This window comes from Staphylococcus sp. HMSC067F07 (genome assembly GCF_001837405.1).
Lineage (GTDB): Bacteria > Bacillota > Bacilli > Staphylococcales > Staphylococcaceae > Staphylococcus > Staphylococcus capitis.
Window position 1 is genome coordinate 31,196 of record NZ_KV832237.1, and the last position, 17,526, is coordinate 48,721.

13 protein-coding genes and 2 pseudogenes are annotated in these 17,526 nt (G+C 33.4%); 14 read left to right on the forward strand and 1 reads right to left on the reverse strand.

Translation table 11 applies throughout. The features are described from left to right. The first annotated feature begins 59 nt into the window (after positions 1-59). The 13 genes and pseudogenes from HMPREF2706_RS07160 (at position 60) to HMPREF2706_RS07215 (ending at position 15,603) form a co-directional block, all read left to right on the forward strand. Positions 60-1,151: an ABC transporter ATP-binding protein gene (locus HMPREF2706_RS07160; RefSeq protein ID WP_049428662.1), complete on the forward strand. Its 1,092-nt coding sequence runs from the start codon at positions 60-62 to the stop codon at positions 1,149-1,151. Between the two features lie 56 nt (positions 1,152-1,207). After that, on the forward strand, positions 1,208-2,104 hold the full coding sequence (locus HMPREF2706_RS07165) for an ABC transporter permease (RefSeq protein ID WP_211181649.1): 897 nt from the start codon (positions 1,208-1,210) through the stop codon (positions 2,102-2,104). 11 nt (positions 2,105-2,115) lie between these two features. Next, positions 2,116-3,804: pseudogene (locus HMPREF2706_RS07170) on the forward strand (extracellular solute-binding protein). A gap of 15 nt (positions 3,805-3,819) precedes the next feature. Then, positions 3,820-4,716, forward strand: a complete 897-nt coding sequence (locus HMPREF2706_RS07175) for a carbohydrate ABC transporter permease (RefSeq protein ID WP_002433538.1) — start codon at positions 3,820-3,822, stop codon at positions 4,714-4,716. Positions 4,717-4,730: 14 nt separating this feature from the next. Further along, complete coding sequence (locus HMPREF2706_RS07180) at positions 4,731-5,585, forward strand: metallophosphoesterase family protein (protein ID WP_049428660.1); 855 nt, start codon at positions 4,731-4,733, stop codon at positions 5,583-5,585. Then, a complete protein-coding gene (locus HMPREF2706_RS07185; RefSeq protein ID WP_049428658.1) occupies positions 5,572-6,897 on the forward strand; it encodes an MATE family efflux transporter in 1,326 nt (441 codons plus the stop codon). The genes HMPREF2706_RS07180 and HMPREF2706_RS07185 overlap by 14 nt, the downstream gene beginning before the upstream one ends. A 6-nt stretch (positions 6,898-6,903) precedes the next feature. Further along, positions 6,904-7,671 (forward strand): DeoR/GlpR family DNA-binding transcription regulator, encoded by a 768-nt coding sequence (locus tag HMPREF2706_RS07190; RefSeq protein ID WP_002433585.1) that lies wholly within the window; start codon positions 6,904-6,906, stop codon positions 7,669-7,671. A gap of 255 nt (positions 7,672-7,926) precedes the next feature. Beyond that, positions 7,927-8,038, forward strand: a pseudogene (locus HMPREF2706_RS12380) (hypothetical protein); the annotation flags it as partial. A 229-nt stretch (positions 8,039-8,267) separates the two neighbouring features. After that, on the forward strand, positions 8,268-8,927 hold the full coding sequence (locus HMPREF2706_RS07195; protein WP_002433827.1) for a response regulator transcription factor: 660 nt from the start codon (positions 8,268-8,270) through the stop codon (positions 8,925-8,927). Continuing rightward, positions 8,924-10,288: a HAMP domain-containing sensor histidine kinase gene (locus tag HMPREF2706_RS07200; RefSeq protein WP_002433583.1), complete on the forward strand. Its 1,365-nt coding sequence runs from the start codon at positions 8,924-8,926 to the stop codon at positions 10,286-10,288. Before HMPREF2706_RS07195 ends, HMPREF2706_RS07200 begins: the two co-directional genes overlap by 4 nt. Positions 10,289-10,522: 234 nt before the next feature. Continuing rightward, positions 10,523-13,327: a 2-oxoglutarate dehydrogenase E1 component gene (locus HMPREF2706_RS07205; RefSeq protein WP_049428655.1), complete on the forward strand. Its 2,805-nt coding sequence runs from the start codon at positions 10,523-10,525 to the stop codon at positions 13,325-13,327. Positions 13,328-13,344: 17 nt separating this feature from the next. Further along, entirely contained in the window at positions 13,345-14,619 is a 1,275-nt protein-coding gene (gene sucB, locus HMPREF2706_RS07210) for a dihydrolipoyllysine-residue succinyltransferase (protein ID WP_049428653.1), read from the forward strand. Between the two features lie 207 nt (positions 14,620-14,826). Then, positions 14,827-15,603, forward strand: coding sequence for an ATP-binding cassette domain-containing protein (locus HMPREF2706_RS07215; RefSeq protein WP_256322949.1), 777 nt, complete (start codon positions 14,827-14,829; stop codon positions 15,601-15,603). 734 nt (positions 15,604-16,337) lie between these two features. On the opposite strand, the gene HMPREF2706_RS07225 is transcribed toward HMPREF2706_RS07215, so the two are convergent. Next, the gene (locus tag HMPREF2706_RS07225; protein ID WP_002433919.1) at positions 16,338-16,511 is read right to left on the reverse strand and encodes a hypothetical protein; all 174 of its coding nucleotides are present in this window, start codon (positions 16,509-16,511) and stop codon (positions 16,338-16,340) included. 199 nt (positions 16,512-16,710) lie between these two features. On the opposite strand from HMPREF2706_RS07225, the gene HMPREF2706_RS07230 reads away from it, so the two are divergent. Continuing rightward, positions 16,711-17,520: a VOC family protein gene (locus tag HMPREF2706_RS07230; protein ID WP_070862292.1), complete on the forward strand. Its 810-nt coding sequence runs from the start codon at positions 16,711-16,713 to the stop codon at positions 17,518-17,520. The last annotated feature ends 6 nt before the right edge of the window (positions 17,521-17,526 follow it).

The following is a 17,526-nucleotide window of genomic DNA, read 5'->3' on the forward strand; positions in this document are numbered from 1 at the left end:
TCCTTTAATAGAAAACTCTTATACTGAATTTGCGATTACATCTTCAAAGGAGCAAAGACATGATACAAATCAAGGATTTAAACAAAGTTTATGAAAATGGTAGTCACGCAGTTAAAGATTTTAATCTAAATATTCATGACAACGAATTTGTTGTATTTGTTGGACCATCGGGATGTGGGAAGTCTACGACCTTACGTATGATAGCAGGTCTAGAAGATATTAGTAAGGGAACAATTAGTATCGACGATAAAGTGATTAATGATTTACAGCCTAAAGATCGTAATATAGCTATGGTGTTTCAAAATTATGCACTTTATCCTCATATGACTGTTTATAAAAACTTAGCATTTGGATTAAAAATGCGTGGTATTAAGAAGAGAGTTTATGATAAGAAAATTCAAGATGCTGCCAAAATATTAGAAATAGAAAATCTTCTTCAACGTAAACCTAAAGCATTATCCGGAGGCCAACGTCAACGTGTAGCGTTAGGACGAGCAATAGTGAGAGACGCACAAATCTTTTTAATGGATGAGCCACTTTCAAATTTAGATGCCAAATTAAGAAGCAACATGAGAAGCGAAATCATTAAAATACATAAAGAAATGAATGCAACAACAATCTATGTCACACATGATCAAACGGAAGCAATGACGATGGCCTCACGCATTGTGATACTAAATCAAGGTGAAATTCAACAAATTGGCACGCCAGAAGAAATCTACCGTCACCCAGTGAATGAATTTGTTGCAACATTTATAGGTAGCCCTTCGATGAATATTATCCCGTTAACTTATCATATGGACGCATGGTATTTCGACGCTCAAAAAGTTGCTGATCAATCTGTAGTACAACTTTCGTCACATTCACAATGTAGACTTGGTATTCGTCCTGAAGATTTGCATCTCATTACTAACGATGATTCGCATGCATATCCTATTCAACTCACAAATTTAAAAATCGATTTAGTCGAATTGACGGGCTCTTACAAATTACTCCATTGTCATCATGACGATCATAAAATTGTAGCCGCCGTAGATAGTAACCTTAATTTTGAATTAGGACAGAACGTATCTTTCGGCATTCATTCGAAAGATGCACATTATTTCAATTCTGAGTCAGGTGAACGAATGAAAGAGGAGGTTGTATCGTGAGTAAAATCAAGCAACATGGAATTCAATCCACTCATCAAAAATCTTTGCTCAAAAGAATGTGGGAACATAAAGTTTTATATCTTATGATTTTACCTTGCTTACTTTTTTTCCTTATTTTCAATTATATACCTATGACAAGTCTAATTTTAGCGTTTAAAGATTTCCGTTTTGATACGGGTATTATTGGTGGTGATTGGAAAGGGCTACACTACTTCCAAAGATTCTTCACTGATTCAAGATGTGTACAAATCATTATAAATACACTTGTTATCAGTGGAATGAAGCTCATTCTAGCTCTTCCTTTTCCTATCATTTTAGCCATTATGTTTAATGAAATTAAGGATTCTAAATTAGGTAAAATCAGAGGACTATTCCAAGGAATATTATATATACCTCACTTTTTATCATGGGTCGTTGTGATAGGTATATTCAAGAAGTTACTCGCACCAGATGATGGTTTAATGAATCAACTTATTCACAAATTCGGTGGTGATGGCTCAACTTATTTTATGATGAACCCTGAATATTTCCATACCATCATGTTTTCTAGTTATATTTGGAAAAATGTCGGCTGGGACTCCATCATTTATTTTGCTGCAATCATGAGCATCAACCCTGAAATTTACGAATCAGCAGCAATAGATGGGGCGAACCGCTTCAAACAAATTATACATATTACCTTACCAATGCTCACGCCTACAATAGTTATTCTATTTATTATTTCATTAGGAGATATTTTAAAAGCTGGCTTTGATCAAATCTATTTACTCAAGACACCTGGAAATGCGAGTGTATCAGAAATATTAGACACCTTTGTAATACGCACGGGAATCGAACAGGGAGACTTCAGTTACGCCATAGCTATAGGACTTTTACAAGGTGTTATTGGTCTTATCGCGGTCGTCATTATCAATAGATTTGCCGATAAAAAACTGGATACTTCATTATATTAAGGAGAATGTACATGTTTAGAAAATCAATACTCATCTTACTAATTGCGGTAATGATACTCACATCGGCGTGTGGCAAAGATAAATCACAAGATGAAGCAAAGAGAAAAGCAGATGCCAAAGGGAAGCCAGATACATGGATTGCTGATAGAAAATTAAAAGGTTTAGTCTTCCAAAGTGATAATGATGCCTCTCCGAAGATGAATAAAGAGGTTGCTAAAGAACTAAAGAAAAAAACCGGAATCACTTTAGAATTACAGACAGTCTCAAATGAAGATTCGACTGAAGCACTAACATCAGGTCTCGCTTCTGGTGATTTACCTGACTTCATCGTTTATTACTTAGACGATAGTGGTCGCCCTGAAATGAAAGTTCTAAATAAAGCAGCTAAACAAGGTCGACTCACTGATCTTACAAAGATGCTTAAAAACACAAAAATCTATAGTAAATATTTTAAGAAAGGCTACCTTCCTAAAGATACGAAAGATAATATTATGTTCAATAAAGAAATGGACGGCACTTACCTTGTACACATGGGTATCAATCGTCATCCAGGTCAAGAAGAACGTCGCACAGTAGGAGGTCCCTATGTTCGTAAAGATATTATGGATAAACTTCATATTAAGCCTTAATCAATAAAAACTTCCGAAGATGTAGAAAAGCTAGCACAAAAAATGAAGGATCATCACTTTAAAGATGATAATGGTAAAGAAATCACACCAATTGGTCCTACAGCTTGGGGAGGCGACGATCGCACTAAATTCTACAACGACCTCGTATGGACTGGACAGTCAGATGAGAAATTTTTAAACAAAGGGAAAAAGATTGTTCACGAATCTCAAACTGATTATCCACTTAAAAGAGTGAGATATGTCAAAGAATTAATGCAAAAAGGACTCATGACGAAAGAATTTTACACAATGGAAGAGAACAAAGCTAAAGAAGGACTTGTTAATGGTTCATGGGGCATAGTTTCAGATTTACATAATTACGTCACTGAAAATCAAAACATGAAATATGTACCTCTTGGCCCACTCAATACAGTCAAAGGTAAATTTAGAGTTGAGAAACCTTATAAATCTGGTGCAAACGGATGGGCTGTCCCAAGTACGACTGAACATCCAGAGGACGTAGTTAAACTTGCTGATTTCTTAGCTAGTCGTGAAGGTAAATTATTAGGACAATATGGCATTAAAGGTCGTGATTACACATTAGATAAAAAAGGCAACCCACACGTCAAACCAGAAGTATTAAAAGAAGTCAAAAACGACCCTGACAAAGCGAAAAAACGTGGTTTCAGAGGCGCGGGTTCATACTGGGCTGATCATCTTGGTTATACAGATATAGATAATAAAGCTGACTTTGGTGAAATCGAATACGGCGATAATACTAAAACAAGCAAAACCACACCTGAAAAGATTGCTGATATGTGGCATTATGACGAACGCCAAAAGCACGCAAAAATTGTTAATGGTCTAACAGTAAAATCTTTCTTATCTAAATATGAGTATGGTGAAGATTTAGAGGTAGCACTTGATGATTATAGCGACGCAATTAAACGCGCTTATTATTCAAGAACTGACAAAGAAGCCAAGCAAATAATCGATAGTGCGAAACAACGCTTGAACGAAGCTGGTTTAAATCAGTTTGAACGTTATGTGGAAAATCAAAGAGATAAAAAAGGAACGCAAATTATTTACTAAGAGGTGTATTAGACAATGAAAATATCCCAAGATAAAAGTGCTATTGTCATTCGCATCATTTCATTAATTATCATAATAGGTTTAGTTATTACTATTATATTGCCACTAATTAATATCTTTGCCTTAGCATTTAATTCCGGTGTCGATGCGCAAAAAGGTGGTATCACATTCTTTCCTCGTAAGTTTTCGCTAGATAATTTTAAAGAAATATTTAAACAAGGAACATTATTGAATGCATTGTTTATTAGTGTAGCTAAAACTGTCATAGGAACAATCTTAAGCGTGATATTAACCGCCATGGCAGCGTACGTCTTAACAATAAAAACACTGCCATTCCGAAGAATCATTTCATTCTTCTTAGTATTTACGATGTTATTTAGTGCTGGAGTTGTTCCACTATACATTTTATTAAATCAATTACATTTAACAGACACTTTCTGGGTCTATATTTTACCTTCACTCTATAGTGTTTATAACATTTTAATCATGCGTACATTTTTTAATCAGTTACCAACAAGTGTTATCGAAGCTGCGAGGGTAGATGGATGTAATGACTTTCAAATCTTTTGGAAAATAGTCCTTCCAATGAGTAAACCGGTAGTCGCATCAATTACTTTATTTAATGCTGTGAGTCAATGGAACGACTGGTTTACAGGCGCATTCTTCGTACGCAACCCAAATTTAAAACCTTTAGCAACAGTATTACAGGATATGCTCACTAAGCAAGCCGCAATAGCTGAAGCACTTAAACAGAAATCAGGTTCTTATGCAATGTTGGATAAAGTAACAATTACTGGTGATTCTATGCAAATGGCAATGATAGTGTTGTTAACAATTCCAGTATTATTCTTGTTCCCATTTGTTCAAAAACATTTTGTAAAAGGAATCAATATAGGTTCAACTAAGGAGTAAAGGAGATTTAAAAAATGACGAAAATCTTACAATTAAGTGATTTACACATTGGCCCACATAATGACGCCAAAGATCAAAAAACATATGATTTGATTCAACATATGATGACACATTATCGTCCCGATATCACTGTATTAACTGGTGATCAAATATGGTCTGAAGGAGTCATTGATTCTGGTCGAGTTTATAAAGAACTTATCGAATATTTAAATCAATTCGATACTCAAATTGCAACAACATTTGGTAATCATGACACTGAAGGACATCTTAAACGGGGTGATTTACGCGCCATAGAAGAACAATATTCTAAAAATTATGTCCAAAAACATCATAGTTTAATTATTGATGATAAAGAAGCTTATACTATTGAAGTAAGCTCTCAAGATACACTTATACACGTTCTTTATGTGATTGACGGAGGGGATTATAACCCATTTGGCATAGGTGATTACGACTTTATCAGACCTGAGCACGTTAACTGGCTTAAAGAGACTTATGAAGCGTATCAGTCACAATACAAACGTAGCTTTCAACATAATTTACTATTTACACACATTCCTCTACAGGAATATCGAGAAGTAGAGAATATCAAGGAATTCCATGGCATATTTAATGAACCTATTGCTTGCTCTAAAATTAATTCTGGATTATTTAGTCAAATGCTATTAAATGGAGATATTGAAGGGATGTTCTGTGGTCACGATCATGATAATGATTTCACTATTAACTTATATGGAATTCGTCTAAGTTTTGGTCGCGTCGGCGGCTATAACACTTATGGTGACTTACAACGTGGTGCACGATTAATAGAATTACAACCTCATGAAATATTTAAATCGAAAGTATTAGAATTTGATGATCGTTACTAAAGGGGCATTTAGATCCTTATATGTACCTATACTTATTGAACAACTGTTCATACTTCTCATGGGGCAAGCTGACACATTAATGCTCAACAGTTATAGTACGAATGCAGTTGCAGCATCCGGAATGACGAGTCAAATATTAATGCTCATTACGTTTCTTATTACAATCATTCACGTGGGAACTAATATTCGTATTGTTCATTTAAAAGCACACCAAACATCAATGATTCCAAAAGAAGTTTATCACAATCTTCTTTTCAATATCATCGTTTCGATTGTATTTACATTAGTTGTAGGTATGGTGTTTTCACCGTTATTACATCTTTTTCAAGTACCTAAGGACATATTTAATCTAACTTATCAATTTGGTTTAGTTATATTGAGTGTCTTAACTTTGACCTCAACTCAAATGTATATAGGAACCGTACTTCGTATTATGAATTATGCTGCGATTGCTACACGCATCACAGTAATTAGTAATTTGACTAATATCATTCTAAATGCTTTCGTACTTTTTATAATTCCAGATTTGGTAGGTAATCCTGTATTAGCAGTTGCTTATGCTACAGCCATTAGCCGTCTGCTTGGATGTCTCTTGGCATTCATAGCACTTTTAAAAATTTACAGACCGAAACTGCATTACTTTAAAATTAATTTTAAAATACTTTATCAAGTTTCAACATTAGGTATACCTAGTGCTGGCGAGCAAATTTCATATAACTTTGCACAAACATTTACGACAGCATTTATAGCAATGTTAGGAACACAAGTTATTGCAGCTAAATCTGTTGCAACTGTGTTAAGTGGCTTATCTTTCAGTTGTGCGATGGCATTTAGCGCTGCATGCCAAATTTATTTAGGCCATTTTATAGCTAGACATCGCTATAGTGTACTAAAGAAAACTGTGTTAAGAAGTATATGGTTTAATGTGATTCAATCCTTAATTATCATGGTATGCGTTTTAGTAGGTTTCGTCGCTGTCGGTAGATGGCTTACACATGATGTTCAAACATACCATTTAATTATCTACTATCTAGTTATTCTTATAGGATTGGAACCGATTCGTGCAATTAATAATTTAATCGTAGATTTATTAAATGTAGCTGGGGATGTGCGTTTTCCTGTTACAGTCAATATCATAACTACTTGGTTGTTACTGTTGCCCGGAAGCTTTCTATTAGGCATTCATTTGGGGTTTGGTTACACCGGTATTATTCTAGTGAGTATTGCAGATGAAGCGCTGCGATTTATTATCATGTATTTCAGATGGCGAAATGATAAATGGCGCGCACGCATGAAGCAGATAGGAGTATAGATAACAATGTACAAGAGAAAAGAACGATTAAACCTTATACGTAAACGTGTTGATCAGTACGGTGAGGTTGCTGTTAAAGATTTAGCATTATTTTTACAAGTCACACCTGAAACTGTGAGAAAAGACTTAGAAACATTAGAATATGACAAACTTATTACTCGCACGCACGGTGGGGCAGTTAAATATAATCATATTAACAAGGAGAAATCATACGCGAATAAATGGCAGAAACAATCAAATGTGAAAGAAAGAATAGCAAAAAAAGCAGCTTCACAAATTCAATCTGGAGAAATCGTGGTTATAGATGGTGGGACGACAACAGGTCGAATTCCTCAGTATTTAAATGATATTATACAAACTACTATAATCACTAATTCCCTAAAGATTGCAAATGAATTGAATCGTGCAATAGAGGAGCAACGTATTCAAGGCGAAATTATTATGCTCGCAGGTAAGACAAATACTGAGCAAGATGTAGTAAAGGGACATTTAACAAACGAATTATTGCAACGTTTCAAATTTGATAAAGCCTTTATTTCATGTGGTTCATTTGATAAGAACGATTGTTATGAATTCGATTTAGAGGAAGCACACGTCAGTCAAATTATGATTCAACAAAGTCAATTAAGTTATTTATTAGCAGATAGTAGTAAACGAGATGCTCGTGCATCGTATCGTATTAGTGAATTTAGTGAGATTGATTATATGATTTCTGATTACGCTAAGCCACAGGATATGGAGCATTTTAATCATAAATCATGGTTACAAATTTAAAATATTAGTTAAGCTTATCGCTAAAGCGAAAATATTTTTTGTAACACTTGAGGCTTTGCTCAAGTATAAGTGCCACTAGCAACCAGATAAGTTGGAAACACTTGAGGCTTCGCTCAAGTATAAGTTGCTCTAATCGCTAAAGCGAAAGAGCAACTAAAAAGCAGTAAACCTCAAGTGTCAAAGGTTTACTGCTTTATTGAAACGTTGTTTCTCAACGTTAGTCTTTTACGGGCATATAAAAGGGGATAATTGAAAATGACCAATCCAATAAGAACGAAATATATGTGGGGGGAATGTTCTATTCGGTATTGATAATCATTTTCAACTAGTATTATACATGATTGAGAATCATTGTCAATTAGAAACATAAACTTTTTCTATAAATTCCCTATAAATGTATAAAATCCTTGTCATAACAACGTTGAAAAGCTATCATTTTCAGCAATAACCTCATTATAATGTTTCATCAATTACAATTGATATATGGTAAAATGAATCAAGTAAATATAGATTAATTATTAACAATTCATAACAATTAGGGATTACATCTTTTTCATTCATACTTGATTAGTTAAGATGTAGCATGAGGTGCAAATATGACAAATATTTTAATCGTAGAAGATGAGCAGAATCTTGCTCGATTTATTGAACTTGAACTTAAACATGAAGATTACAACGTTGATATAGAATATGACGGACGCACGGGTTTAGATAAAGCACTTAATAAATCATATGATCTTATTATATTGGATTTAATGTTACCTAATATTAATGGCTTAGAAATTTGTAGACAAATTCGCCAAGAACAATCAACACCTATCATCATTATTACTGCTAAAGGTGAAACATATGATAAAGTAGCCGGATTAGATTATGGTGCAGATGATTACATCGTCAAACCATTCGATATTGAAGAGTTGCTCGCTCGTATAAGAGCTATTTTACGTAGACAACCGCAGAAAAATGTTATCGATATTAACGGCATTATTATTGACAAAGATGCCTTCAAGGTGACTGTAGATGGTACTCAACTAGAACTGACGAAGACGGAGTACGATTTGTTATATGTTTTAGCTGAAAATAGAAATCACGTGATGCAGCGTGAGCAAATTTTAGACCACGTATGGGGATTTAACAGCGAAGTAGAAACAAATGTTGTTGATGTTTACATTCGATATTTACGCAATAAATTAAAGCCTTTTAATAAGGAGAAATCTATCGAAACTGTACGTGGCGTAGGATACGTGATTAGATGATCAAACGTCGTAAATTAAAATATAAATGGATGATCATAACGACACTCATTACGTTTACCACTATATTACTATTTTGCTTAATTATTATCTTTTTCTTAAAAGATACTCTTAGAAATAGCGAACTTGATGAAGCTGAAAGAAGTTCTACTGATATTGCGAATTTATTTCATTCTAAATCTTTGGCTCAAATATCAGCACTTGATTTAAATGCTTCATTAGAAAACTTTCAAGAAGTCATTATATATGATGAAAAAGGGAAGAAGTTAATTCAAACATCAAATGACAATATCGTTAATTACAATAAGAAATTTGATATGAACCATCCAGAACGTATAAACATCTATAATAGTCATGGCATTAATTACTTAGTAATCACTGAACCCATTCATTCGAAAGATTTTAATGGATACAGTGTACTAGTACATTCTCTACAAAATTATGACAATCTTGTACGTTCACTATATATAGTAGCTTTAGCATTCGGTTTAATCGCTACTGTGATAACTGCTGGAATTAGTTATATCTTCTCATCTCAAATCACAAAACCCATTGTGACTATGTCGAACAAGATGAATCAAATTAGGCGCGATGGTTTCCAAAAGAAACTAGAATTAACAACTAATTACGAAGAGACAGATAATCTTATCGTTACATTTAACGACATGATGTACCAAATTGAAGAATCATTTAATCAGCAACGACAATTTGTTGAAGACGCTTCTCACGAATTAAGAACACCTTTACAAATCATTCAAGGTCATCTCAACTTAATTCAGAGGTGGGGGAAGAAAGACCCAGAAATTCTTGAAGAATCTCTAGATATTTCTATAGAGGAAGTCAATCGAATCACTAAACTTGTCGAAGAATTACTCTTATTGACTAAAGATAGTGTGAATAGTCATGTTCTTGAAGCTGAAAATGTAGACATTAACAATGAGATTCAATCACGCGTGAAGTCATTAAGACATTTACATCCTGATTACCAATTTGAAACGCACTTGTCCAATAAGCCAATACAAATGAAAATGAATAGACATCAATTTGAACAATTATTACTTATTTTCCTAGATAATGCAATGAAGTATGATACTGATAATAAATATATAATGATCAATACCTCTCTAAAGAACAAAGTCATCAGTATCGAAATTACAGACCACGGCATGGGTATTCCTAAACAAGATTTAGATTTCATTTTCGATAGATTTTACAGAGTTGATAAATCTCGTGCCCGTAGTCAGGGTGGAAATGGTTTAGGTTTATCAATCGCTGAGAAAATTGTGCAATTAAATGGTGGTTCGATCCAGGTAGAAAGTGAAGTTCAAAAATTTACGACATTTAAGATTAATTTCCCTTTATAAAGTAAGGTTAGAACCGTTTGAATTCAAAAGAAATTAGAGAATTTAGATTGCTAAAAATTGGTATAAAATACAACTTCAAATACGCAACTCAATGCAATTTTCAAAATAACGCAGAACCGATCTATATTTGGTTCTGCTTTTTGTATATTAATAGGTAAATGCACTTTAACAAAATTTGAAATAATGCTATTATTATCTTGTAAGCGTTTCAACATTTTTGTGGAGGGTGTAAAAATGACTAAGGACAAAAAAGAAGTTACAGAGGCACCTGTAAACTTCGGTGCAAATCTCGGTTTAATGCTAGATTTGTATGATGATTACCTACAAGATCCATCATCAGTTCCAGAAGATTTACAAGTCTTATTTAGTACAATTAAAACAGGTGAAGCTCATGTCGAGGCTAAACCGGCCACTGGAGGAAGTGGTTCACAAGCGGGAGATAGCACTATTAAACGTGTAATGCGCTTAATTGATAACATTCGACAATACGGACATTTAAAAGCAGGCATATATCCAGTTAATCCTCCAGAGCGTAAACATGTCCCTAAATTAGGAATTGAAGATTTTGATTTAGATCAACAAACTTTGGAACAAATATCAGCTGGTATTGTATCAGAACACTTTGAAGATATTTATGACAATGCCTATGAAGCGATAGTTCGTATGGAAAAACGCTATAAAGGGCCAATTGCTTTTGAGTACACTCACATTAATAACAACAAAGAGCGAGTTTGGTTGAAAAGACGTATCGAAATGCCTTATAAAGCGAATTTAAACAATAATCAGAAAAAAGAACTTTTCAAAAAATTAGCACATGTCGAAGGATTTGAAAAATACTTACACAAAAACTTTGTAGGTGCAAAACGTTTCTCAATTGAAGGGGTAGACACGTTAGTACCAATGCTTCAGCATACAATTACTTTAGCGGGTAACGAGGGAATTAAAAATATACAAATCGGTATGGCTCACCGTGGTCGTTTAAACGTATTAACTCACGTACTTGAGAAACCATACGAAATGATGATTTCAGAATTCATGCATACAGATCCGATGAAATTCTTACCAGAAGACGGTAGCTTAGAACTTACTTCAGGTTGGACTGGAGACGTAAAATATCACTTAGGTGGCGTGAAGACAACTGATTCTTATGGCACTGAACAACGTATTTCTTTAGCTAACAACCCAAGTCACTTGGAAATTGTTGCTCCAGTTGTTGAAGGTAGAACACGTGCTGCACAAGATGAGACGCATCAAGCAGGTTCTCCTTCAACTGATTTCCATAAAGCCATGCCAATTATCATTCATGGTGATGCTGCTTACCCAGGACAAGGTATTAACTTTGAAACAATGAACTTAGGTAGCTTAAAAGGGTATACTACTGGTGGTTCATTACACATTATTACTAATAATAGAATTGGCTTCACAACTGAACCTACTGACGGCCGTTCAACAACATATTCTACTGACGTTGCAAAAGGGTACGATGTTCCAATCTTGCACGTTAATGCAGATGATGTTGAAGCAACAATTGAAGCGATTGATATCGCGATGGAATTCCGTAAAGAGTTCCATAAAGACGTTGTTATCGATTTAGTTGGTTATCGTCGTTATGGTCATAATGAAATGGATGAGCCTTCAATTACAAACCCAGTTCCTTACCATAATATTCGTAAACATGAATCAGTTGAATTGCTTTATGGTAAAAAGTTAGTTGAAGACGGCATCATTTCTGAAGACGAAATGAATGACGTTATCGATAGTGTTCAAAAAGAAATGCGTGCAGCGCATGATAAAATTGATAAGTCTGATAAGATGGATAATCCAGACATGGAAAAACCTGAGTCACTTCAATTGCCATTGCAAAGTGATGACAAAGACTTCTCATTTGATCACTTAAAAGAAATTAATGACGCTATGCTAACTTATCCTGAAGATTTCCACGTTCTTAAAAAATTGAACAAAGTACTTGAAAAACGTAGAGAACCATTTGAAAAAGAAGGCGGCTTAGTTGATTGGGCTCAAGCAGAACAACTTGCCTTTGCAACTATTTTACAAGATGGCACTTCAATTCGTTTAACTGGTCAAGATAGTGAACGTGGTACTTTCAGTCATAGACACGCTGTGTTGCATGATGAAGAGAATGGCGACACATACACTCCATTACATCATGTCCCAAATCAGCAAGCGACGTTTGATATTCACAACTCACCGCTTTCTGAAGCAGCAGTTGTTGGGTTCGAATATGGCTATAATGTTGAAAATAAAAATAGCTTTAACATTTGGGAAGCACAATACGGTGACTTCTCTAACATGGCACAAATGATTTTTGATAACTTCTTATCTAGTTCTCGTGCCAAATGGGGAGAACGTTCAGGCTTAACATTATTCTTACCTCATTCATATGAAGGTCAAGGTGCTGAACACTCTTCAGCTCGTTTAGAGAGATTCTTACAACTTGCCGCTGAAAATAACAGCACAGTAGTGAACTTATCTAGCTCAAGTAACTACTTCCACTTATTACGTGCTCAAGCAGCAAGTCTTGATTCTCAAGAAATGAGACCATTAATCGTCATGTCACCGAAAAGTATATTGCGTAATAAAACTGTTGCTAAACCTATCGATGAATTTACTTCTGGTGGTTTTAAACCTATTATCACCGAAGAACATGATGCAGAAAAAGTTAAGAAAGTGATTTTAGCTTCAGGTAAAATGTTTATAGACTTAAAAGAACATTTAGAGAAAAATCCAGACGAATCTACTTTAATTGTTGCAATTGAGAGATTATATCCATTCCCTGAAGAAGAAATTCAAGAAGTACTTGAATCATTACCAAATCTTGAAGAAGTATCATGGGTTCAAGAAGAGCCTAAAAACCAAGGTGCATGGTTATTCGTTTATCCTTATCTTAGAGCACTTGTTGCTGATAGATATGACCTTAGCTATCATGGTAGAATACAAAGGGCAGCACCTGCTGAAGGTGATGGAGAAATTCATAAACTTGTTCAAAACAGAATTATTGAAAGTAGCATTAATAATTAACTAGGGGGAAATAAAGTATGCCAGAGGTAAAAGTTCCAGAATTAGCTGAATCAATCACAGAAGGTACCATTGCAGAATGGTTAAAAAACGTTGGAGATAGCGTCGATAAAGGTGAAGCTATCTTAGAATTAGAAACAGATAAAGTTAACGTTGAAGTAGTTTCAGAGGAAGCAGGCGTACTATCTGAACAATTAGCTGAAGAAGGAGATACAGTTGAAGTAGGTCAAGCTGTAGCCGTAGTTGGTGAAGGCAGTGGCAACGCATCAAGTGGTTCTTCAAATGAAACTCCACAAAAAGAAGAATCTAAAGATGCTAGCGAATCTCAAGATAAATCACAACAATCACAATCATCTTCAGATAATAAACTAGACGACCAAGATAGCAGTAATCAACGTGTAAATGCTACACCTTCTGCTCGTCGTCATGCACGCGAAAACGGTGTTAATTTAAGCGAAGTTTCTGGTAAAGGAAATGACGTTTTAAGAAAAGACGACGTTGATAACAGTCAAAAACAAGCTAGCCAACCATCTCAAAGCGAAAGCAAATCACAAAATAGTGGCTCTAAAAAATCTAACGATAATCCGTCTAAGCCAGTAATACGTGAGAAAATGTCTCGTCGTAAGAAAACTGCTGCTAAAAAATTATTAGAAGTGTCAAACCAAACAGCAATGTTAACTACATTCAATGAAGTTGACATGACTAATGTTATGGAATTACGTAAACGTAAAAAAGAACAATTTATGAAGGATCATGACGGTACTAAACTTGGTTTCATGTCATTCTTCACTAAAGCAGCAGTCGCAGCGCTTAAGAAATATCCAGAAGTTAACGCTGAAATTGACGGCGAAGATATGATTACAAAACAATTCTATGATATCGGTATTGCCGTATCTACTGATGATGGTTTATTAGTACCATTCGTTAGAGATTGTGATAAGAAAAACTTTGCTGAAATTGAACAAGAAATTGCGAACTTAGCAGTTAAAGCACGTGATAAAAAATTAGGCCTAGACGATATGGTTAATGGTTCATTTACTATCACTAATGGTGGAATCTTCGGTTCAATGATGAGTACACCAATTATCAACGGTAGCCAAGCTGCTATCTTAGGTATGCACTCAATCATTACTCGACCAATTGCAATTGACAAAGATACTATCGAAAATCGTCCAATGATGTACTTAGCGTTAAGCTATGACCACAGAATCATTGATGGTAAAGAAGCAGTTGGATTCTTAAAAACAATCAAAGAATTAATTGAAAATCCAGAAGATTTACTACTAGAATCATAATTCTGAACTTAATACAATCTATTAATACTCATACAACGTCGTTAAACGTCGTTGTATTTTTTACTTGAATATAACTTAAGTATGATAAGTTTATTATGATTAATGCTAAGATATATAGAAATAAAGATAAGTCACAATTATTGGGAGTTTAATATGTCTTATAACATAATAGAAGGGCATCATATAACTAAGAAGATAAATAATCATATGATTATCCATAATATAAATTTCAATATTCCTAAGAATTCAATAACTTTAATCGAGGGACATAATGGTTCTGGAAAAAGTATCACTTTAAAAATAATTACTGGATTAATTAATCATTATGAAGGATCATTATTCATTTCGGGAAGTGTCAGTTATGCAATAGATGTTTTTCCTGGAAACTTAAATTTAACTATCAGGGAATATTTGAGATTCTTATCAAAATTTAACTCATATAAACAGTCAAGAAAGCAAGTTCATTATTTTATCGAACATTTAAATCTTACTCCATTTTTAAATCGTAAATTAAAAGACTGTTCTAAAGGTACTAAGCAGAAAGTAAATATTATACAATGCCTCACTAAAAGTGCAGACATATATATATTAGATGAACCATTTTCTGGATTAGATCAAGAGACAACAGATTTTCTATTAAAAAATTTAGCTGAGTTAAAATTATCTGCTACTGTTATCATGACTTCTCATGAATTTCATCATCACAACCATATCATCACTCATACGTTGAATATTGAGACCGGTAAATTTCGTAATCTCAAAGTAGAAAATAATCTTTCTAATACTGCTGCTAAAGTTATAGTAATTAACTATGATTCAAATATTACTAAACGCTTAACTAATTATAAAAATATCACAAACATCTATACTGAAAACAATAAGGTGTATATAAAAACGCATCAGCAACATTTAAATGAATTGCTAATGCAATTAATTACTCATCAGTGCGAGATCATTGAAATTAAGGATGTGATCCACTTTTGATTGCTTTTATACAATATCAGTTTAAAAATTACTTGCGCTCATACCAATTTATACCTCCAATGATGATTTTTGTAATTTGGATTATTCTTCAATATTTATATAATGAACAACCTATATTATCTAGCTATGCATCTAGCTGTTTAGGATTATTTATCATTACATGTTGGTTAACATTAAATATATTAAATTTAGAGTCATTAAATGAAAAATACTTATTATTTATACAACTAGAATCTAAACTCAAATATCTCATAGTTAAATGGTTATTTATATTTTTAATTAATTGTGTATTAATTGTATTTTCAATAATATATCCGTTACTATTAGGTAGTTTCAAAAATCACATTTATTTTAAACAGGGTGTATTAGCCATATTTTTGCATCTTATTGTATGTATGATATGTATTTTGATTTCCACTTTAATTAAAAATCTTAATGTGATTTCTAAAAAATACATGTGGTTGCTTATTAGTCTAATTGGAGTGGTAAGTATATTACGTCCGATTTTAATACAATCCTATCCATTTATAAAATATATTTTATGGCTTATACCACCAATAGGTGATTTAATAAAGTTGTATCATTCTGACAACCCCAATTATGATGTGCTTTTATTACTAACTTTATGGACGTTAATATACATTATCATTTTATTCATACTCAATCTCATCATCTTTTCTAAATTAGATCAAAATCAAACGTCCTAACCAAATAGGTTAGGACGCTATTATTAATTATCGAGCTAGGAATATGATTTCAATAATTGCAAGAATGACACAAACAATAAATGCAATTGTGAAATATTTAAAACTAGACTTCTGCTTATTGTTTAAATTAGTAAATACTTGTATACCTGAATAAACAGCTATTAAAACTGTAATCGCAAATATTATCCACAAATTAGACATATGTACGCCTCCTTATACATGTCATTTATTATATTTTAATATATACAAATATTTTATCCAATGCGAAATGATAACTTTCAAATTAATGACAATACTGAATCATAAATTAACTCATATAGAATGAGGGTTCATCATATTCATTCGCATTAAAATACGTTATAATAAGGATTGTAAAGACAAAAACTAGGGGTGTCAGTTTATGAGCGGACTTAGAAGTGTCACTATAGGAACAAGTGACCTGTCTAAAACGAAAGAACTTTTTGGAAATATTCTAGGATTACAATATTCCGATAAAAATGAAAATGCTTTAAGATTTGGAGATGCTAACTTAAGTCCAGGTACTCGCATTCACTTTGTTGAAATTTCTAATAAGGACTATAGCAATCAACATATTGATAGCATAGGACTACGAACACCATCTGATTTAGGGCTAGATGAATATCAAAACATACTTTCAAATCATAATATTAATTATAGCTCATTTACTGAACTCAATGGCAATAAACATTTTAGTTTTGAAGATGATAATCATCAAACTTATGATATCTACTCCAATGAACACAATACTGGAGTCGGGCTAGGTATGCCATCTTTTGATAGTTCTGTAAATCCTCTTCACCAAATTCAAGGTTTAGGACCAGTTATTCTTAAAGTCAATGAATTATCAATCACTACATCAATTTTAACGAGAGTATTTGGATTAGATTTATTTGCTGAATATCTACCAAGTGAAGATGCTAATGAAAATATCCAAGTTTTCAAAATTGGAGAAGGTGGCTTAGGCGGAGAATTACACCTATACCAAGCACATGAGGAAACACAACTTTCAGAGTATGGACCAGTTGAACAAGTTGAATTTTCTACACATCACCGAAATGAATTTGTTCAAGCCAAAGAACAATTAGATGAAATAGGAATACCGTATCAAACCTTGGAACAAGAAGAATCTGAATCGTTAAGAATCACCGAAAGTAGTGGTATTTCATTTATTTTCACCCTTGAAAAGTAAATCATT